General features: G+C 67.9%; 23 protein-coding genes. 10 read left to right on the top strand and 13 right to left on the bottom strand.

What is annotated here, in order from left to right:
• Positions 1-12 precede the first annotated feature (12 nt).
• Complete coding sequence (locus tag GPX89_RS09140; RefSeq protein WP_157386755.1) at positions 13-1,137, bottom strand: FAD-dependent oxidoreductase; 1,125 nt, start codon at positions 1,135-1,137, stop codon at positions 13-15.
• 95 nt (positions 1,138-1,232) lie between these two features.
• Here GPX89_RS09140 and GPX89_RS09135 point away from each other — a divergent pair, with 95 nt between their 5' ends.
• The 3 genes from GPX89_RS09135 to GPX89_RS09125 all read left to right on the top strand — a co-directional run bounded on the left by GPX89_RS09135 (position 1,233) and on the right by GPX89_RS09125 (position 3,540).
• A complete protein-coding gene (locus GPX89_RS09135; RefSeq protein WP_157386754.1) occupies positions 1,233-1,958 on the top strand; it encodes a TetR/AcrR family transcriptional regulator in 726 nt (241 codons plus the stop codon).
• A gap of 98 nt (positions 1,959-2,056) precedes the next feature.
• Positions 2,057-2,911: a DUF3137 domain-containing protein gene (locus GPX89_RS09130; protein ID WP_157386753.1), complete on the top strand. Its 855-nt coding sequence runs from the start codon at positions 2,057-2,059 to the stop codon at positions 2,909-2,911.
• The gene (locus GPX89_RS09125; protein ID WP_157386752.1) at positions 2,908-3,540 is read left to right on the top strand and encodes a LemA family protein; all 633 of its coding nucleotides are present in this window, start codon (positions 2,908-2,910) and stop codon (positions 3,538-3,540) included. Before GPX89_RS09130 ends, GPX89_RS09125 begins: the two co-directional genes overlap by 4 nt.
• A gap of 21 nt (positions 3,541-3,561) precedes the next feature.
• On the opposite strand, the gene GPX89_RS09120 is transcribed toward GPX89_RS09125, so the two are convergent.
• Positions 3,562-4,977, bottom strand: coding sequence for a CoA transferase (locus tag GPX89_RS09120; protein ID WP_157386751.1), 1,416 nt, complete (start codon positions 4,975-4,977; stop codon positions 3,562-3,564).
• 65 nt (positions 4,978-5,042) lie between these two features.
• Between GPX89_RS09120 and GPX89_RS09115 the strand changes: the two genes are divergently transcribed.
• On the top strand, positions 5,043-5,864 hold the full coding sequence (locus GPX89_RS09115) for an IclR family transcriptional regulator (protein WP_157386750.1): 822 nt from the start codon (positions 5,043-5,045) through the stop codon (positions 5,862-5,864).
• A 477-nt stretch (positions 5,865-6,341) separates the two neighbouring features.
• Here the strand turns inward: GPX89_RS09115 and GPX89_RS09110 are convergent, their stop codons facing one another.
• Both GPX89_RS09110 and GPX89_RS09105 read right to left on the bottom strand, forming a co-directional pair.
• Positions 6,342-7,091: a hypothetical protein gene (locus GPX89_RS09110; protein ID WP_157386749.1), complete on the bottom strand. Its 750-nt coding sequence runs from the start codon at positions 7,089-7,091 to the stop codon at positions 6,342-6,344.
• A complete protein-coding gene (locus GPX89_RS09105) occupies positions 7,073-7,510 on the bottom strand; it encodes a hypothetical protein (protein ID WP_198347315.1) in 438 nt (145 codons plus the stop codon). Before GPX89_RS09105 ends, GPX89_RS09110 begins: the two co-directional genes overlap by 19 nt.
• Positions 7,511-7,600: 90 nt before the next feature.
• Here GPX89_RS09105 and GPX89_RS09100 point away from each other — a divergent pair, with 90 nt between their 5' ends.
• Positions 7,601-7,924: a hypothetical protein gene (locus GPX89_RS09100; protein ID WP_157386747.1), complete on the top strand. Its 324-nt coding sequence runs from the start codon at positions 7,601-7,603 to the stop codon at positions 7,922-7,924.
• Between the two features lie 171 nt (positions 7,925-8,095).
• On the opposite strand, the gene GPX89_RS09095 is transcribed toward GPX89_RS09100, so the two are convergent.
• Positions 8,096-9,238 (bottom strand): TfoX/Sxy family DNA transformation protein, encoded by a 1,143-nt coding sequence (locus tag GPX89_RS09095; RefSeq protein WP_157386746.1) that lies wholly within the window; start codon positions 9,236-9,238, stop codon positions 8,096-8,098.
• Between the two features lie 79 nt (positions 9,239-9,317).
• Complete coding sequence (locus GPX89_RS09090; protein WP_328601620.1) at positions 9,318-9,773, bottom strand: MarR family winged helix-turn-helix transcriptional regulator; 456 nt, start codon at positions 9,771-9,773, stop codon at positions 9,318-9,320.
• Positions 9,774-9,871: 98 nt separating this feature from the next.
• On the opposite strand from GPX89_RS09090, the gene GPX89_RS09085 reads away from it, so the two are divergent.
• Positions 9,872-11,128: an alpha/beta hydrolase gene (locus tag GPX89_RS09085; protein WP_157386745.1), complete on the top strand. Its 1,257-nt coding sequence runs from the start codon at positions 9,872-9,874 to the stop codon at positions 11,126-11,128.
• A 13-nt stretch (positions 11,129-11,141) separates the two neighbouring features.
• Here GPX89_RS09085 and GPX89_RS09080 read toward each other — a convergent pair whose 3' ends face one another.
• The gene (locus GPX89_RS09080) at positions 11,142-11,636 is read right to left on the bottom strand and encodes a GNAT family N-acetyltransferase (RefSeq protein ID WP_198347314.1); all 495 of its coding nucleotides are present in this window, start codon (positions 11,634-11,636) and stop codon (positions 11,142-11,144) included.
• 30 nt (positions 11,637-11,666) lie between these two features.
• Positions 11,667-12,002, bottom strand: coding sequence for a ferredoxin (fdxA, locus tag GPX89_RS09075; RefSeq protein ID WP_157386744.1), 336 nt, complete (start codon positions 12,000-12,002; stop codon positions 11,667-11,669).
• A 112-nt stretch (positions 12,003-12,114) separates the two neighbouring features.
• On the opposite strand from fdxA, the gene GPX89_RS09070 reads away from it, so the two are divergent.
• A complete protein-coding gene (locus tag GPX89_RS09070) occupies positions 12,115-13,044 on the top strand; it encodes a LysR family transcriptional regulator (RefSeq protein ID WP_157386743.1) in 930 nt (309 codons plus the stop codon).
• A 6-nt stretch (positions 13,045-13,050) separates the two neighbouring features.
• On the opposite strand, the gene GPX89_RS09065 is transcribed toward GPX89_RS09070, so the two are convergent.
• Both GPX89_RS09065 and GPX89_RS09060 read right to left on the bottom strand, forming a co-directional pair.
• A complete protein-coding gene (locus GPX89_RS09065) occupies positions 13,051-13,668 on the bottom strand; it encodes a response regulator transcription factor (protein ID WP_157386742.1) in 618 nt (205 codons plus the stop codon).
• A complete protein-coding gene (locus tag GPX89_RS09060; RefSeq protein WP_157386741.1) occupies positions 13,665-14,849 on the bottom strand; it encodes a sensor histidine kinase in 1,185 nt (394 codons plus the stop codon). The genes GPX89_RS09065 and GPX89_RS09060 overlap by 4 nt, the downstream gene beginning before the upstream one ends.
• A 113-nt stretch (positions 14,850-14,962) precedes the next feature.
• On the opposite strand from GPX89_RS09060, the gene GPX89_RS09055 reads away from it, so the two are divergent.
• A complete protein-coding gene (locus GPX89_RS09055) occupies positions 14,963-16,489 on the top strand; it encodes a cytochrome P450 (RefSeq protein ID WP_157386740.1) in 1,527 nt (508 codons plus the stop codon).
• A gap of 122 nt (positions 16,490-16,611) precedes the next feature.
• On the opposite strand, the gene GPX89_RS09050 is transcribed toward GPX89_RS09055, so the two are convergent.
• Entirely contained in the window at positions 16,612-17,244 is a 633-nt protein-coding gene (locus tag GPX89_RS09050) for a TetR/AcrR family transcriptional regulator (RefSeq protein ID WP_328601619.1), read from the bottom strand.
• Positions 17,245-17,357: 113 nt separating this feature from the next.
• Here GPX89_RS09050 and GPX89_RS09045 point away from each other — a divergent pair, with 113 nt between their 5' ends.
• Positions 17,358-18,860 carry an MFS transporter gene (locus GPX89_RS09045; protein ID WP_157386739.1) on the top strand — a complete coding sequence of 501 codons (1,503 nt, stop codon included), beginning with the start codon at positions 17,358-17,360 and terminating at the stop codon, positions 18,858-18,860.
• Between the two features lie 88 nt (positions 18,861-18,948).
• On the opposite strand, the gene GPX89_RS09040 is transcribed toward GPX89_RS09045, so the two are convergent.
• Entirely contained in the window at positions 18,949-19,431 is a 483-nt protein-coding gene (locus GPX89_RS09040) for a MarR family winged helix-turn-helix transcriptional regulator (RefSeq protein ID WP_157386738.1), read from the bottom strand.
• Between the two features lie 64 nt (positions 19,432-19,495).
• Between GPX89_RS09040 and GPX89_RS09035 the strand changes: the two genes are divergently transcribed.
• On the top strand, positions 19,496-19,873 hold the full coding sequence (locus tag GPX89_RS09035; protein WP_157386737.1) for a DoxX family protein: 378 nt from the start codon (positions 19,496-19,498) through the stop codon (positions 19,871-19,873).
• Between the two features lie 2 nt (positions 19,874-19,875).
• Here the strand turns inward: GPX89_RS09035 and GPX89_RS09030 are convergent, their stop codons facing one another.
• The gene (locus GPX89_RS09030; protein WP_157386736.1) at positions 19,876-20,736 is read right to left on the bottom strand and encodes an alpha/beta fold hydrolase; all 861 of its coding nucleotides are present in this window, start codon (positions 20,734-20,736) and stop codon (positions 19,876-19,878) included.
• Positions 20,737-20,746: the final 10 nt, after the last annotated feature.

The raw sequence follows: 20,746 nt of genomic DNA, 5'->3' as shown, positions 1-20,746 counted from the left end.
GATGTCGATCGCTCAGAGCAGTTTTGCTTCAGGGGCGAAGGCTGGGAGTTTTTCGAGGCTGTCGTGGACGGCTTCGGCAGCGTAGTCGAACATCTGGCGTTCGTAGGCGTCGACGGCGGCGAGCAGGGTTCGGTGGCCTTCGTGGGCCTCGATCAGGTTGCGGCGCAACAGGTCTGCGTCGCGGAGGGCGGTGTTGGCACCGTTGCCGCCGGTTGGGGAGGTGGCGTGGATCGCGTCGCCGAGGAGGGTGACCGGGCCGGAGGGCCAGCGCTCACCGGGCTGGACCACCCGGATGGACAGCAGCGTGCTGTTGTCCGGATCTGCCTGTTCGATCAGCGCACGCAGCCGCGGGTGCCAGCCCTGCATCCTGGACAGCACGGCGTCCTGCGCGGTCAGGTCCGCGAGCGAGCCGTTCGGCGGCAGGATCATGGCCCAGCGCACGTAGTCGCCGATATCGGGCAGGGTGACCTCGGGAGCCAGTTGCTCGGCGGCCTGCTTGGGCGGGGTGCGGAAACGCATTGCGCCGAGCAGCAGGCTGATACCGTCGCCGGCGATCTTCGAGCCGTAAGCCTTTGACAGTTCCGCGAATTCGTCGGTCAGCGGGGTGCGGCCGATGACGAAGCGGACGCCGGTGTCGGTCGGGACGGTCCGCGGAGACAATTCCGCGCGGACCGCGGAGCTGATTCCGTCCGCGCCGACGAGCAGATCGGCAGTGGCCGGGTCGCGGTGGGCGAAGCGGGCTCGGACCCTGCCATCGGCCAGGACGTCGTAGCCGGTGAGTGCGGAGTCGGTGTGCACGGACAGACCGGTCAGCAGCAAGTGCCGCAGCACCTGCCGGTCGACCACCAGGCCGGTCCGGCCCGCACCGAGCTTGCCGATCTCGTTCAGTTGCGTGTCGAGGATCAGCTGCTCGGCGGTGGCTTCCATGACGATCTCGTCCAGCAGCGGGTGCCAGCGCGTCGGCAGGCAGTCGCGGACCGCCTGGAAACCGACCGGGTTCAGGACGAGCCGGTAGCCCTGGAATCGCGCGACGATCCCCGGGTCTCGTTCGTACACGTCGGCCTCGATCCCCGCACCACGCAGACCCTGCGCGAGAGCCAGACCTCCCAGGCCTGCTCCGACAACCGCAACTCGCATCACACACCTCCTGGACATGGATACGAACTAAGTTCGTACTTACGATCTAAGTTCTACTTAACGAACTTAGATCGTGTCAAGGTAGGGTGGCCGATATGCCCGCCGATCCCCGTCAACGCCGCGCCGCCCGCCACGCCCAACCCGCAGCCGAGGCCGTCGCGCCGGCACCACGCAAGAAGCCGATCACCGTCGAACGGATCACCGACGCCGTCCTGGAAGTCGTCGCCACCGAGGGGTACGACGCGCTGACCATCCGCCGGGTCGCCGCCGCGCTCGGCACCGGACCCTCGTCGCTGTACGCGCACATCGTCAACAAGGACGACATCGACGATCTGCTGATCGGCAGGCTCTACCGCGAGATCGTGCTGCCCGAGCCGGACCCGGCGGCCTGGCGCGAGCAGCTGGTCAGGGTGTACACGCAGATCCGCGACCTGTACCTGAAATACCCGGGAGTCTCACGCGCCGCCCTGGCCGTGGTGCCGACCAATATGGAGACGCTGCGGGTCGGCGAAGGAATCCTGGCAATCCTGCTCGCGGGCGGCATCGAACCGAGGACCGCCGGATGGGCCCGCGACGCACTGTCTCTCTACGTCAGCGCGTATGCGCTGGAGCAGTCGCTGGTCCAGCAACGACGCCGGCACCAGGATCAAGAATGGGTGCTCAGCCCCGAGGAATTGCTGGACCGCTTCACCGCACTGCCCGTCGAGAAGTTCCCCCAGACTCGACGCCACGCCGCCGAGCTGATCTCCGGCACCGGCGCCGACCGCTTCGAATTCACCCTGGGCCTGCTCGTGAACAATCTGCAGCCCGCGTCCATTTGACCCCCGGGGCATTCGTCGGGCACGGGTAAACAATTTGCGCGTGCCTGACACAATCGTCGAGGCTGTCCACGTCGGGCGGTGTGCGAGCAGGGGGAATCATGAACGATACGACCGGTGGGGAATCGAGCGGTGACAGCGGTTCGATCCTTTCTCGGCCATGGGTGCTCAACGGGTTGTCATTGACGACTTTCGCCGTCCTGGCTTTTGCGCAGTATCGGTGGTGGCACGATCACGGGGAGCCGTTCTCGTGGGTATTGCTGCCCGCCACACCGCTATTCGCATTCGTACCGGCGGGGATCATCGTGAAGGCATTTCGCAAGCGGTGGACCGCCGCATGGGCCGAGGAGAACGGGTTTCGCTATCGCCGGTCGGGCGATTGGGCGGTGCCCGCGTGGGATTTCCCGCCGTTCACCATCGGCCGGGCACGGCGCTTCCGGATCCGCGACACGATGGAGGGCACGATCGGTGACTATCCGGCGAGCTTCTTCCATCTGACCTGGCTCCACAACAACCGGATCAATGTCAGCACGCACTACCGGAATGTCTTCGCTCTCACACTTCCCGCGGCTTTGCCCAGGATGACGATGGGGGTGACACTCGACGGCACCACCGGCACCCGGGTGGAGTTCGAATCGGCGGAGTTCAACGATCGATTCTCGGTGTATTGCTCGAAACCGGCTTTCGCGCACGCGGTCCTGACGCCGCGCACGATCGACACCCTGGTCGGTCTCGCCCGGCAGCACGGCGGTGCGGTGATGCTGACCAAGTTCGAGATCGTCGGGAATCTGTTGGTCGGCGTCACGACCCTCGGCAATCGGCCCCGCGATATCGGTGGAGTTTTCGCAGCGATGCGCGTAATCGCCGACGGCATCCCACGATTCGCCTGGACCGACTATGGAACGCCCGCGACGGATCGGCTGGAGCCGTTCGGCCCGGAAAGGAAGATCGCATGAGCCCCACCGTCATTGCCATAGCGATTGCAGCCGCCGTGCTGGTGACGGCCCTGTGGTATCGCGCCGCGTACAACGATTTCGTCCGGCTCAGGAATCTGATCGCCGAATCCTGGAAGCAGGTCGATGTCGAGCTTCAGCGCCGCCACGAACTGGTGCCGAATCTGGTCGCCACGGTGGAGCGCGCCGCGGCCTTCGAGCGCGGAACCTTGGAAGCCGTGACGATCGCCCGGAACAATGCGCGTTCACTCGCCGCCGACCCGAACCGGACCGGTGGCGAGCTGTCCGGGGTCGCGACAGCCGAAAACACCCTGACCGCAGCACTTTCGCAGTTGTCGGCGCTCGCCGAACAGTATCCCGAGCTGGGAGCGATCCGTAACTACGCAGCATTGCAGCGCGAACTGAGCGACGTCGAGGACCGGATCGCCGCGGCCAGGCGGCTCTACAACGCGAATGTCCGTGCCCTGAACACGAAAAGAGAGTCCATCCCCGCTGCCCTGGTGGCTGCGCGGCACCACATCTCGCCCGCGCAGTACTTCGAGATCAGCACCCTGGAAGCCCGAGCGGCGGTCGATGTGGACCAACTGTTCAGAGCACAGACGACCGGAAACTCCAGCACGCCGACGGACTAGAACCGCCCTCGAATCGGTCGGCTACCACCGCAGCTCCGAGGTACCCAGCAGGGTGGGCGCACCGGGCGTGGGGGTCGGCAGGCCGGTGAAATCGATGGGAATCACCGGTTCGACGAGGGTGCCGAGCGGGCCGTGCGCGGTGTGCACGGGGATCGATGCGGCATCCGGCCGGGGCAGGCCGCGGACCCGGTCGGGGCTGAATCGGCCGAGATCCTGGACCCAGGTGCAGACCCGGGCCAGTTCCACTCGTACGCGCCAGCTGCCGCCTTCGGTGGCGCGTCGGCGCAGGGCGGCGACGGTTCCGGCGGCCCCGAGGTAGGCGGCGAGATAGTCGTTGAGCAGGTAGGTCGGCGGCAACGAGGGTTTGCCGTCGACGGCCTCGTCCAGGGCGAAACCTGTTGCGGAGCAGGCGAGTTGATCGAATCCGCCGCGTGCCGCCCAGGGGCCGTCCGCGCCCCAGCAGTGGTATTCGAGCGTGACGATTCCGGGATTGATCGTCGCGAGGTCGTGTGCGGAGAAGCCGCGCGCACCCATACCCCGGTAGGCGTTGACGAAGACGTCGGCCGTGGCGGCGACTTCGCGCAGGCGCTCGGCCTGGCGCAGGTCGCGGGCATCGCAATAGGCGTTGCGCTTGCCGCCGCCGGTCAAAGCGATCATAGCGACCGGGTCGGGCAGGTCGGGCCTGCTGACATGTAGTACGTCGGCGCCGAAGGCGGCCAACAGCTTTGCCGCCACCGGCCCCGCGATCACGTGGGTGAGGTCGACCACGCGCAACCCGTGCAGCGGCGGCCACTGCCCGCCCCGCGGCACGGGGCGCGGGTCAGCCTCCCCGATCCGGTCGATGCGCACGACCGGGTGCGCCATGCTGTGCCGACCAACCGGCAGATCGCGCCATTCGTCGGCGTCACGCACGACGGCCGCGACTCCCCCGGCCGCGCAGACCGCGTCCTCGAGCGCGAACGCGTCCCAGTGCGCGGCGGCCTCGGCGATGCGATCGGCGAACGGCGGACAGTTCAGCACCCGGCAGACCGCGTCGCGCTGGTGCGGGTAGGTTGTGATCAGGAAGATCCAGCGGTTGTCGCGGGTGGCGTAGAAGTCGTTGTTGCCCAGCGACGCCGGATCCTCGGCGAGCCGGTGCGCGGCCTGGCCGTTGAGCGTGGTCAGGAAGCTGGCGCGCAGTTGGTCGATGGCGGCGTCGGTGCGCACGGTCACTGGCGCCTGGTTCCCGAGTGCGGCGATCTGCTGGCCGAAGGCGGCGATCGCGGCGGCCGAGGCGTCGCCGAGCCGGTGCACCGAAGGTGTCAGAGGGTCGCCGCCCACGATGTGAACCGGGCCGACATCACATCCGAATAGCCCGGCCAGCGAAGCCGCGACGGTCTCGGCGTCGGCATGCGGTGCGTCGGCGTCTCGTGTTGTCTGCGAATCGATCACGTCCATGAGTCCAGACTGGTCCCAGCGCGCACCCGACCGTCAGCTACTCCGAATATTCGTAAGATGTCGACATGCGCGAGCAACGAGCGATAATGCGGGCCGACCGGATTCTCGACGCGGTCGCCCGCGCCCGATCGCCCCTGACGCTGAGCGAGATCGCGGCCGCGATCACCGCACCGGTCAGCACCACCCAGGACCTGATCGACGACCTGTGCCGATGCGGCTACCTGCGCAGGACCGACCGGCACTACCGGCTGGGCGCGCGCCCGCATGTCCTCGGCGTGCTCGCCGCGCACCCCGGACCGCCGGGCGGACTCGATCACGCTGCGCTGCAAGCGCTCAGCAGTGACGCTCGCGTTCCGATCGGGCTGGCCGCCTTGGTCGGAACCGAACTGCTCTATCTGGACCACGCCGGGCCGCGCGCACCCCGGCAACTCCAACGGGTCGCCGACGACCACACCCCGCGCCCGGTACTCCGCACTGCGGCGGGCCGACTGCTGCTCGCCTACGCCGCCGACGCCGATCGGGAACGACTGCTGCATCTCGCGGCGGACGCCGTCGCCGCCGCGGCCTTCACCACGGAGCTCTCCACGATCCGCCGCGAACGCCTCGCCCGCAGCGACGGTCTCGCCGACCCCGACATCCGCGCCATCGCCCTACCCGTCACCGAACACGGAACGGTGGTCGCGGCAGCGGTACTCACCGCGCGCCGCTACGGCCCGTCCGGTCGCAGCCCAGCCCTCGAACGAGCCGCACGCCGTGTCGCACAACGCCTTATGGAACTCCCCGGCGATGAGTGCTACGGCCGCTCGCACCCGGATGCCCCGACCGGCAAGCCGACGGTGCGCGGAACCACCGCGACGGACAAACGCCCGCGATGGCAGCAAGCATGACCGCAACCGGAATCAGCGGTGCATCGACTTTCATGCAAAACGCAAGCATAGATACGAAACATCACCCCATTCCAACTGGAGTTATGTGGCTAAATCTGCTTTATTCGCACAAATCACAGCACAGCGCTTTGCATGATGCAAATTCTTCTTGGTAGCGTGCCAGGCGTCAGATAGTTAGTTGCACCGCAGTTCGAAGGGAAGTTGAAATGGGTTCTGTTGAGCTTGCCGCGGGTTCCGCTCTGGTCGGCGTCGGCATGGTTATCGACGCTCTCGCACTGGGCGTGACCGGCTCGGCCGCGCTGGGTTCGGCCGTGCTGTAGATCGGCACAGGCTTCGGAGCCTCCGCCGACGACCTTCCTGACCGGGAGGGGTTGAGAGGCAGAGGGTTCGGCGAACAGCCCCGGGAGTCATCCCGGGGCTGTTTCTATGTTCAATAAGGTGGCGGCAGCGATTTTGTCTGCCGTGCAGGGTATTTCGTCAGCAGTGCACTGTGGCAGCGGGTTCCCGTTGTTCCTCGCGAGTACTCGGAACATTCCGGCGGACCACGTGGTCGAGGAGGCCGGAGACGGCGTAGCAGGCGACGCCCATGGTTCCGGTGAAAGTTGCCGGGCTGGGATCGGTGAAGGGTTGACCGGGGTGGGTCAGGGCGCCGGCCAGGTGCATGAGGCCGATGGCCGCGCCGGCGGCCGAGGCGGCCGCCATGGGGATCAGGGCCAGGCGCAGACGCCACGGCATGTTGGTGGCCAGCACTACGGAAGCGCAGATCATCAGTCCCGCAAGGGTGATCGCCGAGGCGGACAGCACCGTGTACCAGGTCGCCGCACCGCCGAGATCACCGATGTGCGGGGTGGCGACCTGGCTGGCGTCGGAGGCTTGCCAGACGAAGATCAGCGAGACCGCTGCGACGAGGGTGACGGCGGCGATGAGCGGGACCAGCCGTTCGAGCCGCCAGGCGCGGGCGACCAGGGCGCCGCTGAATCCGGCCAGGGCCGTCATCAGCAGGTCCGCGAGCAGGTTGGTCCAGTTGGCGAAGTCCAGGAATTCGGGGGTGTGGTCGTGCAGCCAGCGGTCGCCGATCACGCCCGGCAGGTGCAGGACGATGACGAGGGCCAGGACCGCGAGGGTGACGGTGATCGGGCGGGTCGTGGGCTCGGTCTTCCATCGCGTGCAGCGCAACAGCAGCACCGCCATGACCACGACCAGCAGGATCAGGAATCGGTAGTCCACCCGAGCAGCCTTTCTCCGAGCCCGTCACGGCGGGATTTCTTGCCCTTCTTCGCATCCCGGGCCCCGGCCCGCTGCCCGATCTCCTCGCCGACCGCGATCAGCAACTGCCCCAACTGGTCCAGGCTCATCTCGGTGAGCTGGGCGGTGGCGACGCCGCGCGTGGCCTCATCTTCGGTCAGCAGACCGGCGACGACCAGGGCGCGTTTGGGATCGGCGCCGTGGGCTCGCGCGAAGGCCACCACCGCTTCCGGATGCGGAATCGGGGTACGCCCGTCCTCGCGATCACGCAGGGCGAGCTGGGAGGCGGCCGTCATATCGGATCGGCCGATGCGGCGGCCGATCTCACGAATACTGGCGCCGCCGCCGATCGCGGCAACCCATCCTCGCCAGCGCTCCAAGGCGTCGTTGTCCCAAGACACCGTGAGCATCCTGCCAAAAATGATTTGCAATAGCAAACAGTAGCGCATTCGAGTACATGCGATTACTCACATCACGCCAACATACTTTTCATGCATTTCTATGCGTTATGCAATGATATATTTGCGCTGAGCCGGGTACGTGATCCACTGGCAGCTACCGACCCGCCGATCAGCATCCGACAGTATCCATACCCAACGGACAAGGAAGCTCGATTGAACACGATCCACGACGACATCACCGCCATCGAAGAGGTCATCTCGATCGTCAGCACCCACCACAGCCTTGTCGAAGAGCCGGAATACGAGCGAATCATCCTGAGCCTCGCGAAATTTCGGCGAGAGATGACGATGCGGCTCGATCCGGCATCCGGTCCCGGACCAACCCGCCCGAGCACCGCGGCCAACTATCGGTAGCCCGGCCGTGCCGGGCAGCGGCGGACGACAAGACCACCGCCGGAGCCGATCGTGGGAAGCGATTCCCCGACGGCGGTCCTGCCATACCTGATGGCACCGGCGTGATCGGAAACCGAAGGCCCGTCCACCCGATGCATATCGGACGGTATCACACGCAAAGATTTGGTTGCATCACGAGGAACCCCAGCGAGACGCCGGTGCGGACCGGACCGGCCGGACAGGGGCTCGGTAACGGCGTCGGCGGACCGGTCCGGGCGTGGGGTCTTCACCGAGTTCGTCGAGGAGTTCGCGGCGGCGCTCCGCGCTGATGCTGCGGCGGTCGCGGTAGGTCAGCGCTCCCTCCATCGCCCAGAGCATTTCCCGATCGAGGCCCGGCACCCCGGCGGCGCGCATGCGGCGGTATGCCTCGCTCGCGCCGACGTCCGCGAGGTCGTCGAGGCTGGAAACGCCCGCCTGCGACAGCATGGCGGCAGCCTCGGCGCCGAGGGCGTAGGCGCTACCCCGCCATTCCCGGATCCTCAGGTGGGCATCGCCTCTGACGTGTTCGGCCTCTTGCCATATGGCCGACCGCAGGCTGTGGGGGTCGGTGGGTGCGTCGGGGCGGGACAGGACTTGTGCGCGAGCCCGGGCGGCCACGCTGAGCATCGGACGGAAGCGCCGGAACACCTGAATCTCGCCGTCGTAGCCGTGATCCCAAGGACCCAGATAGACATAGTCGGTGCCGTACCGGTTCGCCGTGTCCAGGCGAGCCGCGTGCAGCGCCCAGGCGCGAGCCTCATCGGGCGATCCGGGGGTGAGAACGAGCAGACCTCGTCGACGGCTGACCCGCCCGTTCCCTTCCCCACCGCGATAACGGTCCCACCAGCCCTCGAAAGCCTCGGGTTCCAACGCCCGATCCAGCCCGAACGTGCGCCACCGCACGGTGCCGTCCGGATTCGACAGTGACAAACGGCTTTTCAGCCCTCCGGCCACCTGATCATCCACGCGAGTGCACCAGCCGGGGACCAGGACAATCGGATCGGCCGGGTCGGCGTCGAACGGATTCGGCGCCACGAACCGCTGATCGATGAGCACGACCGTACCCGGCCGAGCCTGATAGGACAGCCCCCACAGCAACCGCGCCAACAGCCGCGCACCCCGATCGTCCGACAACACATGCCAGGTGCCGTGAAATCGGTTCGTGCTGAACCGAACCCGAGTGCCGGCTCGCAGCGTGATCACCGTGCGGACACCACCGAGCGACCGCACCGGGTGCCGGTGCAGTTTGATGCCGTCGGTGACGGCTCTGGCATTGGCCGGTCGCTGTTGCTTCATCGCGATCCATGACGCCACACCGACACCCCGGCGGACAACCGATTTTCCCTCCGGCGATGGACCCGTCGCCGCCCGCGCATCACAACCGGTCGTAGACGGCGACCAGGCGGTCGAGAGTGTCGGCGGCGGATGTCAGCGCCGCGAAGTCCTTGTCCCCCAGTTCCTCTCGAAGCGCGTCGGTCATGGCCGCCATGCGCTCGCGGCACCGGAGGCGGCCGGCGTCGGTCAGTGCGACGAGGACCGAACGCTTGTCTCCGGCCGGACGTTCCCTGGTGACATAGCCCGCGGCCACCAGACCGTTGACGAGTTGAGTGGTTGCGGCGCCGGTTGTTTCGGTCATGGCGGCGAGCTGACCGATGGTGAGCGGACCCTGGTCGGCCAGGGCCCGCAGGGCGCGCGCGTGGGTGAGCGACAGCGCCTCGGGAGAGCGGGTGGCGCGGCCGCGCAGCCGGGAGTCCGCCGCGCTGAGCCGATAGGCGGCGCGAGCCAGCAGATCGAGGGCTGCCGCACGGTCCTGATCGAGGTCGTCTGTCACGGTGCGTCTCCTGTCGGCGGGTCGGGCGGGTTGACAATCAGCTTAACCTAAGTACTTAATAGATAAGTACTTAGTCTTTCCAGAAGGGAGCACGCACGATGACCACTCGATCCACCGGCCAGAGCTGGGCCCTCGATATCGCCCTCGCCCAAGGCGGATTCGACGCACTGCATCCACAGGCCAAGGGCACCATGGAGGAGCTCGGCCACGACCACACCGATTTCGACAAGGTCTTCGCACTCGTGCAGAGCGGGGCGATGCTGCCCAAGGCGTGGGCCGCCATCGCCGCCCAGGCCGAGGAGCGGGCCGCCCACCACGAGCGAAACGGGTTCGCGCGCACCGCCGCCGATCTCTACACTCGGGCCGCGGTGATGTGGGGCCGGGCGCAGTACTCGATCTTCGACGCCGCCGATCCGCGCAAGCTCGCATTCCGGGAACGCACCAACTTCTGTGTCGAACGGCTGGGGCGATTGCGTGGCGGGCTGGTCCGGCGGATCGCGCTCGACTTCGAGGGTGAGCGGATCTTCGCGCTGCTGCACCTGCCCGCGGGCCCGGTCCGACAGGCTCCCGCGGTGATCCTCGGCCCCGGCATGGACATGATCAAAGAGGACTACATCGCCGCCGCCGAACGGTACTACACCTCGCGAGGTGTGGTCGCGCTGTCGATCGAGGGCCCCGGACAGGGTGAGAGCCGGGCGCACGGGCTCACCGTCGACCTGACGAATTACGAACGCGCCGTGAGCCGTTACGTCGACTTCCTGATCGAACAGCCGGAGGTGGACCCGGACCGGATCGGCATGTTCGGCATCAGCATGAGCGGATACTGGGGATCACGGGCGGCCGCAACGGATCCGCGGCTGGCCGCGCTGGCGGCCTTCGAGGCGCCGACCGGAGACTTCCGGACCATATTCGAGCGCGCCCAGCCCAGCTTCAAGAACAACTACATGTACATGGCGGGCTACGACGACGAGCCCTCCTTCGACCGCGAACTGCGGGATCGGATGCCGCTGGGCGATCTGGCCGGCGACATCAGATGCCCGGTGCTCTACGGCATCGGCGAGTTCGACGAACTGACCCCGCTCGAGCAGGCACTCGCCAATTACGAACTGGTGCGCGCTCCCAAGGAGGTTCGCGTCTACGAGGGGGAATTCCATCCCCTCGGTGGTGTGGCGGCCGAGATCTTCCGATTCGGCGCCGAATGGCTGGAACGAGCCCTGGCCGGCGAGTTCACCACACCCGGACGCGACGTCCGCCACTACGTGCACCGCGACGGGCGCACCACCGACGGTACCGCCGACCCGCAATGGTGGTCGGGCGCAGTGCCATTGGCGATCCAGCGACTGCGCTCAGCCTAGGAACCGCCCGCCGCTACCTCACCGTCGACCCCGGGCTGCCGGTGGGGCGCCACCGATACCGGACCGCGGGCTCGCGTTCCTCGTTCTCCGCTCCATCGGTGTGTTCTACCGGTACGAAACCGTGGCGCTCGTAGAAGCGGCGGGCCGGGGTGTTGACCTGGAATGTCCACAGGCCCAGGCCGTTCGGGCGACGCTGCTTGGCGAGTTCGACGAACCGGTCCCCGATGCCCTGGCCGCGTCCGGCCGGATCCAGGTACAGCTGTTCCAGTTCGGCTTCGCCGAGGACCAGCAGACCCAGCACCGCCGAATCGGCCACCGCCACCCAGGATTCGTATCGGGGTAGGACCACGTCGGAGAACCAGGTTCGAACCTCGGCCTCGGTGTGTGCCCGGCGTACGTTCGGCAGGGCATCCGCGAACGAGCGCAACCACACCTCCGCCATCGGGATGGCGTCGGCGTGATTCGCGCGGCGGAGTTCGATGTCCGTGTTCGAGCCTCGAATTTCCATGGGGGCGTTTGTACCGTGGTTCAAGTGTTGTTATCGCTCATAGTCGCGGACATAGGGCGTGTCGACTCCGAGTGGGCCGGTGCTCGTTGCGCCGGTGGGGTGGCCGAGGGGGGTGGTGTGGCCGGGGAGAGGTTCCGAGAAGAAGCGGGCGTTCTCGGTGATGAATTGTTCTTGGCCGGAGGGGATGTCGTCTTCGTAGTGGATGGCGTCGACGGGGCAGACGGGTTCGCAGGCGGCGCAGTCGATGCATTCGTCGGGGTGGATGTAGGCCATGCGGTTGCCGATGAAAATGCAGTCGAGGGGGCATTCTTCGATGCAGGCCTTGTCGAGGACGTCGACGCAGGCGGCGCCGATTACGAACGTCATGGGGGCGCTCCTCTACGGGATACGGTCCGCTACCTGCGGATGTGTTCGATCCTCGCGGGAGGGGCGGGTGGCGGGTAGCGGGCGAATGACGATCACGTCATAAGGTGGGCTTATGAGCTTGCCGCCGGGGACGCCGGATTTGGAGGTGCTCGACCTGCTGATGTCGGTGGCGGAGTTGGGCAGTCTCGGGGCGGCCGCGCGACGGCACGGGATGAGTCAGCCCGCGGCGAGCATGCGGATCAGCGCGTTGGAGCGGCGGCTGAATCTGCGGTTGGTGGATCGGGGGCGGACCGGGTCGGTGCTGACCGATGCGGGGCAGACGGTGGTCGAGCTCGGGCGCCCGGTGCTGGCGGCGGCGGTGGCGCTCGGCGAGGGGATCGCGGCCCTGCGTCACGCGGCGCGGCCCAGCCTGCGGGTCGTGGCCTCGACGACCATTGCCGACCATCGCATTCCGCATTGGCTCAACGCGCTGCGCAAGATCCATCCCGACCTGGCGGTGACGCTGGCGGTGGCGAACTCACGGCAGGTGGCGGCGGCGGTCACCGATCGGGAGGCGGCCCTCGGATTCGTCGAAGGACCGCACCCGCCAACGGGATTGGGCAGCCGGGTGCTCGCCGCGGACGAACTGGTCGTGGTGGTCTCCCCCACGCATCCGTGGGCGACCCGCCGCCGGGCCTTGACAGCGCGCGAACTCGCCGACACCCCGCTGCTCTGGCGGGAGAAGGGGTCGGGGACGCGCGATACGGTGTGGCAGACGCTGGAGATACACGGCACGCCCGCTCCGCCCGCGGCCGAATTGGGTTCTGCCGCGGCGATTCTCGCCACGGCCCGGAGCGGCGCCGCACCCGCCGTGGTCAGCCGTCTCATCGTCGCTCACGAATTGCGGGCGGGCACCCTGCACGAGGTGCGCCTCGCCGACTCGATCGCTCTGGCCCGGAAGTTCCGCGCCATCTGGCATCGCCGGACGCCTCCCGAGGGCCCCGCCGCCGACTTGGTGGAACTCGCCGCACGCATCGAATCGGCGCGCGTGCGACCGAGATAGGGCGGGTCAGGGTGCGGGGAGCAAGCCCCGGGCCAGCGCCGCGGTGACCGCTGCGGTGCGGTCGGAGACGTCGAGTTTGGCGAACGCGCGCTGCAGGTGGGTTTTCACGGTCGTCTCGGTGATGTGGAGGAGTCGCCCGATCTCGGCGTTGGTCGAACCGGTGGCGACGTGGGCGAGAACTTCGAGCTCGCGCGCCGACAGTGCCACGCGAGGCTCGTGCGGGTGCAGCCTGGCGACGATCGAGGGAGCCAGGACGGTCTCGCCGCGGGCGGCGGCGCGCACCGCCGCGGTGAGCTCGGCGCGGGAGCTGCCCTTCAGCAGATAGCCCGACGCACCGGCCTCGACCGCACGCACGATGTCGGCGTGGGTCTCGTAGGTGGTGAGGATGACGACGCGGGTGCCGGGGCAGGCGGACAGGATCTGTTCGGTCGCCGTGGCACCGTCGATATCGGGCATGCGCAGGTCCATCAGGACGACGTCGGGCCGCAGGGCGGACGCCACCGTCACCGCTTCGGCTCCCCCGGCCGCCTCGCCGATCACCGTGAGATCGGGTTCGCGGGAAAGCATTCCGAGCATGCCTTCTCGGACCACCGGGTGATCGTCGACGAGCAGCACGGTGATCATGACGGCACCTCGATCTCCACCCGGGTGCCCGAGCTCGGGGCGGTCGTGACCGTCAGGGTCGCACCGATCTCGCGGGCCCGGCTGCGCAGGCCGGGCAGGCCGAAGCCGTCGGCGTCGTCGGCGTCGAAGCCGATCCCATTGTCCGACACCGACAAACGGACACCCTTGCCGACACGGGCGAGAGCGACGGTGACGCTGTCGGCGTGGGAGTGTTTGCGCACATTGGCCAGCGCTTCCTGGACGGCACGCAGCAGTACCACCTCGGTCACCGTATTCAGCTGAGGCACAGTCGAATCCACCTCCACACTCACTTCGATACCCGTCTCGTCGGCGAGCCTGCGGCAGCGCCGCCGCACCGATTCGGCCAGTGGCCCGGCGCTCAATTCCGGTGGCGCCAACGACTCGACCATCGCGCGGGCCTCGACCAGGTTCTCCCGCGCGGTGGCCTCGATGAGCGCGATGTGCCGACGGGCGAGGGCCGGGTCGGAATCGAGTTCCGATTCCACGGCTTGGGCCAAGGTCACGATGCCGGTGAAACCCTGGGTCAGGGTGTCGTGGATTTCCCGGGCCAGCCGGGCGCGTTCGGCCGCCGAGCCCGCCTTCCGCGACAGCCGGGCGACATCGGCGCGGCTGGCCTCCAATTGGCGCAGCAATACCGCCAGCTGTTCACCACGATCGATGGCCAAGGCGATCGTCGCGCCGATGGCCGGGTTGCACACCACCGCGATCAGCGAGACCGTCAGTCCCAACGGCACATACGTGTGCGACAGGAGCGTGAAGATCAGCGGCGTGAGACTGGCCGCCCCGGCGACCAGCATCGCCGGGCGCACCGGCAACGACATGTAGATCAGCGCGTACACCACCATCAGCGCCGCGACGGCCCCCGCCGACCACCACCCCGCCGCGACGAAGAACACCAGGGTTCCGGCCACGAACGTCACCGATTTCCGGCTCACCGTGCGGTGATAGAACGCCTCCGGATTGTCGCGGCGCGGCGCCAACTGCGCGCACCACAGCAGCAGACCCGTGAGAGCGGCCAATGCGCCCCAGACATTCCCGGCGAACTCACGCTGTAGAACGACGACGAGAATGCCGCTGACGACAAGGCCACCCACCACGTAGCCGCACCAGATCCGGTACCAGAACTCCCACCCCACGGGCGTCGTGCCGCGCGCTGTCATGCCTCGACGATAGCCCGGCCCGCACCGGCCGGTGTCCTCCGAACGGTGGACGCCCGCCCCCGGAATCCCGGCCTACGCTGCGACAACAGGCTACGTGAACAAGGGGATTCGCGATGACGACAACTTCGGTCGAGCCCGATCGGACGCTCTACCCGCCACGCTGGCAGCCCGCGCCGCTGCGCTGGCATCGCACCCGGGTGTCGTGGTGGGAGTCGTGGAAACTCGCCGCCCAGGTGATTCCGCGCCGGCGCGAAGGCACCCTCGCCGACTTCTACGGCAGCCAGCTGCCGGGCGAGGACGACATCATGCTGGCCCGCATGCCGTTTCAGCGCTACGTGATGGTGCGCAATCCGGAGCTGGCGCGGCATGTCCTGGTGACCAATCAGGACAACTACAGCAAGAGCGCGGAATACGACATGCTGGCCGTGGCCTTCGGGCGCGGCCTGGTCACCGAGACGAATGTGGCTCGCTGGCAACGGAATCGACGCTTGGTGCAGCCGGTGTTCGGCAAGCGCAATATCGCCGCCCTCGCGGGCCCGATCACCGACGCGGCGCGAGAGTGCGCGCAGCGCCTGCTGCGACTCGGCGCGGACGGGGCCGTCGTGGACGCGAACGCCGAAATGAACCGTCTCACACTGGATATCGTCGTCCGGACCATGTTCGGGGTCGAACTCGCGGGGCCGATGGAGGAGATCACCTTCACGCGCATGCTGGGCTTCTTCGGATTCGGATTCGTCGCCGGCACGGCTCGCCCGCTGCACCGGCTGGCCGAGCTCACGCACCGCCACCACCTGCCCATGCGGGTCATGCGGACCTCAGCCTGGATCCTCGCGCCGCGCATGATGAGCGATCTCCGCCATGTCGAGCGGGTGATCGACCGGCTCATCGCCGATCATCGCAGCGGCGTGATCACCCGGCGCGACAATCTGCTCGCGCTGCTCATGGAGGCGGTCGACCCGGAAACCGGGCACCGCTACACCGACGCCGAAATCCACGACGAGCTCATGACATTCATCGGAGCCGGGATGGAGACCACCGCCACCGCGCTGGCCTGGACCTGGAAGATGCTCGCCGAGCATCCCGAGGTCCGGGCCCGCCTGCACGCCGAACTCGACGATGTTCTCGGCGGCCGCACTCCCACCGCGGAGGATGTGGACCTGCTGCCGTGGACCAGAGCCGTTGTCGCCGAGACCATGCGGCTGTATCCGCCGGTCGTGGGCCTGGCCCGGGTCGCGAAGGGCGACGACCTGCTGGGCGACTTCCCGATCCGCGCCGGCGCCACGGTCATCGTCGGCCTGCACGAGATGCACCATCACAGCAGAGTCTGGGCGAATCCCGAAATCTACGATCCCGCCCGCTATCTGGCCGAGCACCTGACCGCCGCGCAACGCCACGCCACCCTGCCCTTCGGCGCCGGCAAACGCATGTGCGTGGCGCACGTCTTCGCCAACACCGAAGCCGTCCTCGCCCTCGCCACCATCGCCCAGCAGCTCGAATTGAACTCCGCGACAACCGATCCGATCCGCCCGCAATTCTCCTTCACCGGCGGCCCGGATGGCCCGATCCCGATGTTCGCCGCCGCCCGGACAGCCGAGGCGGCAGCGGTCGACGATCGCGGTAGCACTCGCACTCGGAGCTGAGCTCGACAGCAGCTTCAGCGGGCAGGGGTCGCGGCTCCGGCCCGCTGGAGACGCGTCGATCCCGTGCTGGAGCACGAGACACCCTGAGCGGCAGAGTCGTTCGGTGGCCGACTGCCCCGATCTCAGTCCAGGCGGCCGTAGATCAGGCGCAGGATGGCCTCGGTGAGGTCGTCGAGGCCGTGGGTCAGGGCGTCGGGGGATGCGGTGGAGAGCTGGGAGAGGCGGCCGTCGCGCATGAGGGAGACGAGGGTCGCGAGGGTCGCGGAGTCGATGGTCTCGGGGGCCAGACCGGCGGCGCGATCGCGGTCGATCTTGGCGGCCAGGGCGCTGGTGAAGCGGGTTTGGATGCCGTCGAGGAATTCGGTCAGCGGCGGGTAGTTGTTGTCGTATCCCTCGAGCGAGCAGACCAGGATCGCGCTGTTGTCGTGCCAGATCTCGGCCGCACCGGCGAGCTGGGTGCGCAGCAGTTCGCGCTGCGGACCGGTGGAGGGCAGCCAGACGTGGGTCTGCGCGTAGCGGTCGCTGACGTCTTCCATCAGGCGTGCGAGGACCGCCTGTTTGGACGGGAAATAGAAGTAGAAGCTGGTCCGCGAGATGCCGGTCGCGGTGGTGATGTCGTCGACGGTCAGCTTGGCCATCGGCTTCTTCATCAGCAGCCGGCGGGTCTCGTCGAGGATCTGCGCTTCACGTTGATCGCCCTTGGACATGCTGCCGCGCCGCCGGAGACCTTCGGTCGTGTCACGAGCCTGGTTCACGTCGTGTCCGCCCTTCTGCGCATGGATTCACCCTAGAGCCAGTTCCATTCCCTCGATTGACGTGGCGTCAATCATAATCGACAGTATGTCGATTCCGTCGTAGAGTCCTGCGAATGACCTCAACGCTCGACAGTCGGCGTACCGCGTCGCCGACCGCGATCGTGCTGACCATGGCCAGCACCGTGTTCCTCCTGGCGATGGCGCAGACGCTGCCCGTGCCCGCGCTCCCCCAGATCGGCCTGCAGCTCGGCGTCTCGGCGACCACCGTCGGCTGGGTGACGACCGCGACCATGCTGGCCGCCTCGGCCCTGACCCCGCTGCTCGGACGCCTGGGCGACGTGTACGGCCACAAGCCCGTCATCCTCGCGACCCTGGTCGTGACGCTGGCCGGCAGCCTGCTCGCCGCCTCGGCCCACAGCATCGACCTGCTGATCGCCGGACGCGCCCTGCAGGGCGCCAGCTTCGGCCTGTTCCCGCTGGCGATCAGCGTGCTGCGCCACGAGCTGCCCGCCGAGCGCCTGACCGGCGCGCTGGCCGTCACCGCCTCGACCCTCGGCGTGGGCAGCGGTGTCGCGCTGGTGGCCACCGGTCTGCTGACCCAGGGCGGCGCGGACTACCGCCGCATCTTCTGGCTGTGTGTCGTGCTGACCGTGGTGGTGCTGGCGCTGGCGTTCTTCACCCTGCCGCGCCGCGCGGGCCAGGGCGGCCGCGTCGACTACATCGGCGCCGCGGTGCTGGGCCTGGGCCTGGTCTGCCTGCTGCTGCCGATCTCCCAGGGCCACGAATGGGGCTGGGGCAGCGCGAAGGTGATCGGGCTGTTCATCGCCTCCGCCGTCGTGCTGGCCGGATTCCTGGTGCTGCAGTCCAAGCTGCGTTCGCCGCTGGTGGCGACCTCGCTGCTGGCGCACCGTCCCGTCGCGGTGACCAATATGGCCAGCTTCTGCGTCGGTTTCGCGATGTTCAGCGTGTTCCTCGGGGCCACCTACTTCGTCGCCACGCCGAGCGCGCTGGCGGGCTTCGGATTCGACGCCTCGGTGCTGCGCACCAGCGTGGCGTTCATGCTGCCGGGCGCGGTGGCCTCGGTGCTGATGGGCCCGATCGCGGGCCGGCTGGTCGGGCGGATCGGCGCGCGCTATGTGCTGCTGCTGGCCAGCGCCATCGGCCTGTGCGCGCTGGTCTCGCTGGCGCTGCTGCACTCGTCGACCGTGGAAGTCATTGTCGCGCTGGTCGTCGCGAACGCCGCGATCGCGATCGCCTACGCCGCCATGCCCGCGCTGCTCGTCGCGAACGTGGCGCCGCACGAGACCGGCATCGCCAACTCGATCAACTCGATCATGCGGACCGTCGGCGGTGCGATCGGCAGCGCGCTGGTCGTCACGATCCTCACCAGCGACACCCTGGACCACAAGCTGCGCAACGGCGCGGTCATCGCCCTGCCCGCCGAGGGCGCGTACCAGATCGCCTTCCTCACGGGTGCGGCCTTCTTCGCGGTAGCGGCACTGCTGGCCCTGTTCGGCCTGCGCCACACCGGCCGTCGCCTGACCCAGCACGAGGTCGAGGAGGACATCGCGCTGGCGAGCGCCGGTGAGTTCGCCACCGTGTCCACCAGCCTCTGACTGGTTCGAGTCCCGAATCGGGCCGCCGAGCATCGCGCTCGGCGGCCCGATTCGCGTTGTCAGCGCGTCGCTTCGGGTCGGGCGGGCTTCAGTTCTCGGCGAGTCGGCCGGTCGAGCGGCGGCCCGCCTCGGCGCAGCGCTGCAGGAAGTCGGCGAGCAGTGCCAGCTCTTCGGTGCTGTATCCCTCGCAGAGCGTGTCCATTTCGGCGTTCATGTCGGAGAACAGGGCGTAGACGTCCGCGGTCCGCTCGGGGATGGCGCGGAGGAGGATCGCGCGGCGATCGGTCTCGGCGCGTTCGCGGGCGATGAATCCGGCGCGTTCGAGGCGGTCGAGGATGCCGGTCATGGTGGCGGGATGCAGGCCGGCCGCGCGAGCCAGGGCGGTCGGGCTGATCGGGCCGCGGGCGGTGATCAGATCGAGGCAGTCCATGTCGGCCTCCTTGAGTTCCAGCCGGCCACCGACCTGACGGTTGAGCAGTGCGAGCTGGCCGCGCAGGTCGCGCAGTGAGCCCTTGACCGCTGTCACCAGGCGGCGACGACCACGCGGATCGCCATTTGTTACGGAACTCATATAATCTCCAACCCGAATCAAAGTACTATGAGATTCATATAATACTTCTCCGGTAGGAAAAATCATGTCCGTCATCTCCACCGCCGCGGTCGCGGTCACCGCCGTCAACGCAGTCCTCGTCGCGGGTTCCGGCCTCGGGGCCGTATTGAAGATCGAGCCGATCCTGGAACCGATGGCCAAGGTCGGCGTCCCCGAATCGTGGCTGGTCTTTCCGATCGGCACCCTGAAGCTGGCCGGTGCGCTCGGCCTGGCCCTGGGATTGCTCGGCCTGCCGGTCATCGGCGCCGCGGCCGCCGTCGGACTGATCCTCTACTGGGTCTGCGCGATGTACACCCATATCCGGAGCAAGGACTTCAGCCCGCAGTTCTATCTCGGGATCGTCTTCTGCGCCTTGGCCGTGGCGACGCTGTCACTGCAGATCCGAAGTGTCACACTGCGTTAGCGTCATACCGCCGCGGTCCGGGACACGATGAGGGCCGCCAGTTCCGCCGGCCGCTCCTCCGGGACCCAGTGGGTGGCGTCGAGGGATTCGTGAACATACGGACCCTCGACGTAGCGGGCGGTGAGGGTGACGTTCTTCGGGTGCATGAAAACGTCTCGGGCGCTGGAGATATGGGTCGTGGGGACGTTGACCTTGCGGAGTGCCGAGCGCGGGTCGGTGATCAGCATCGCGCGATACCAGTTGACGGAGAACTTCAGAGCGCCGCCATCGATGACGTCACGCTGGACGCGCTCGAACTGGGTGGCATCCATACCCGACATGGCCTGCGCCCGGCGGAGGCGGTCGGGATGTGAGCCGACGGCGCGGAAGACGTTGGAGATCACCAGTTCCGGTAGCCACGGGACCTGGAACAGCACCATGTAGAAGGTGCGGAAGAACTGGGTGGTGGTCAGCATGGTGCGCATGAAGGCCATGGGGTGCGGGACCGAGATCGAGGTCAGGGTGCGCACCAGCTCGGGGTGGGTGGCGGCGGTGGACCAGGCCACGGCCGAACCCCAGTCGTGGCCGACGAGGTGGACCGGCTCGCCGCCGAGCGCGTCGATCAGCGCCACCGTGTCCCCGACCAGAACGCTCATGCGATAGGCATAGCGACCGCGCGGGCGGGCTCCCGGCGAGTAGCCGCGCTGGGTGGGAGCGATTGTGCGGTAACCACGTTCGTGCAGGTAAGGGGTGAGGCGCGACCATTCGGTGGCGGTCTGCGGCCAGCCGTGCAGCAGGACGACCGGGGTGCCGTCGAGAGGCCCTTCGTCGAGCACGTCGAAGGTGAGGCCGTCGTTGGTGAAGGTCGTGACTCTCGTATTCATCTGTCCCCCG

The organism is Nocardia terrae, assembly GCF_009760405.1.
Taxonomy (GTDB): Bacteria; Actinomycetota; Actinomycetes; order Mycobacteriales; family Mycobacteriaceae; genus Nocardia; species Nocardia terrae.
Note: the sequence above shows the minus strand (reverse complement) of the source record. Positions and strands in the feature narration are given on the sequence as shown.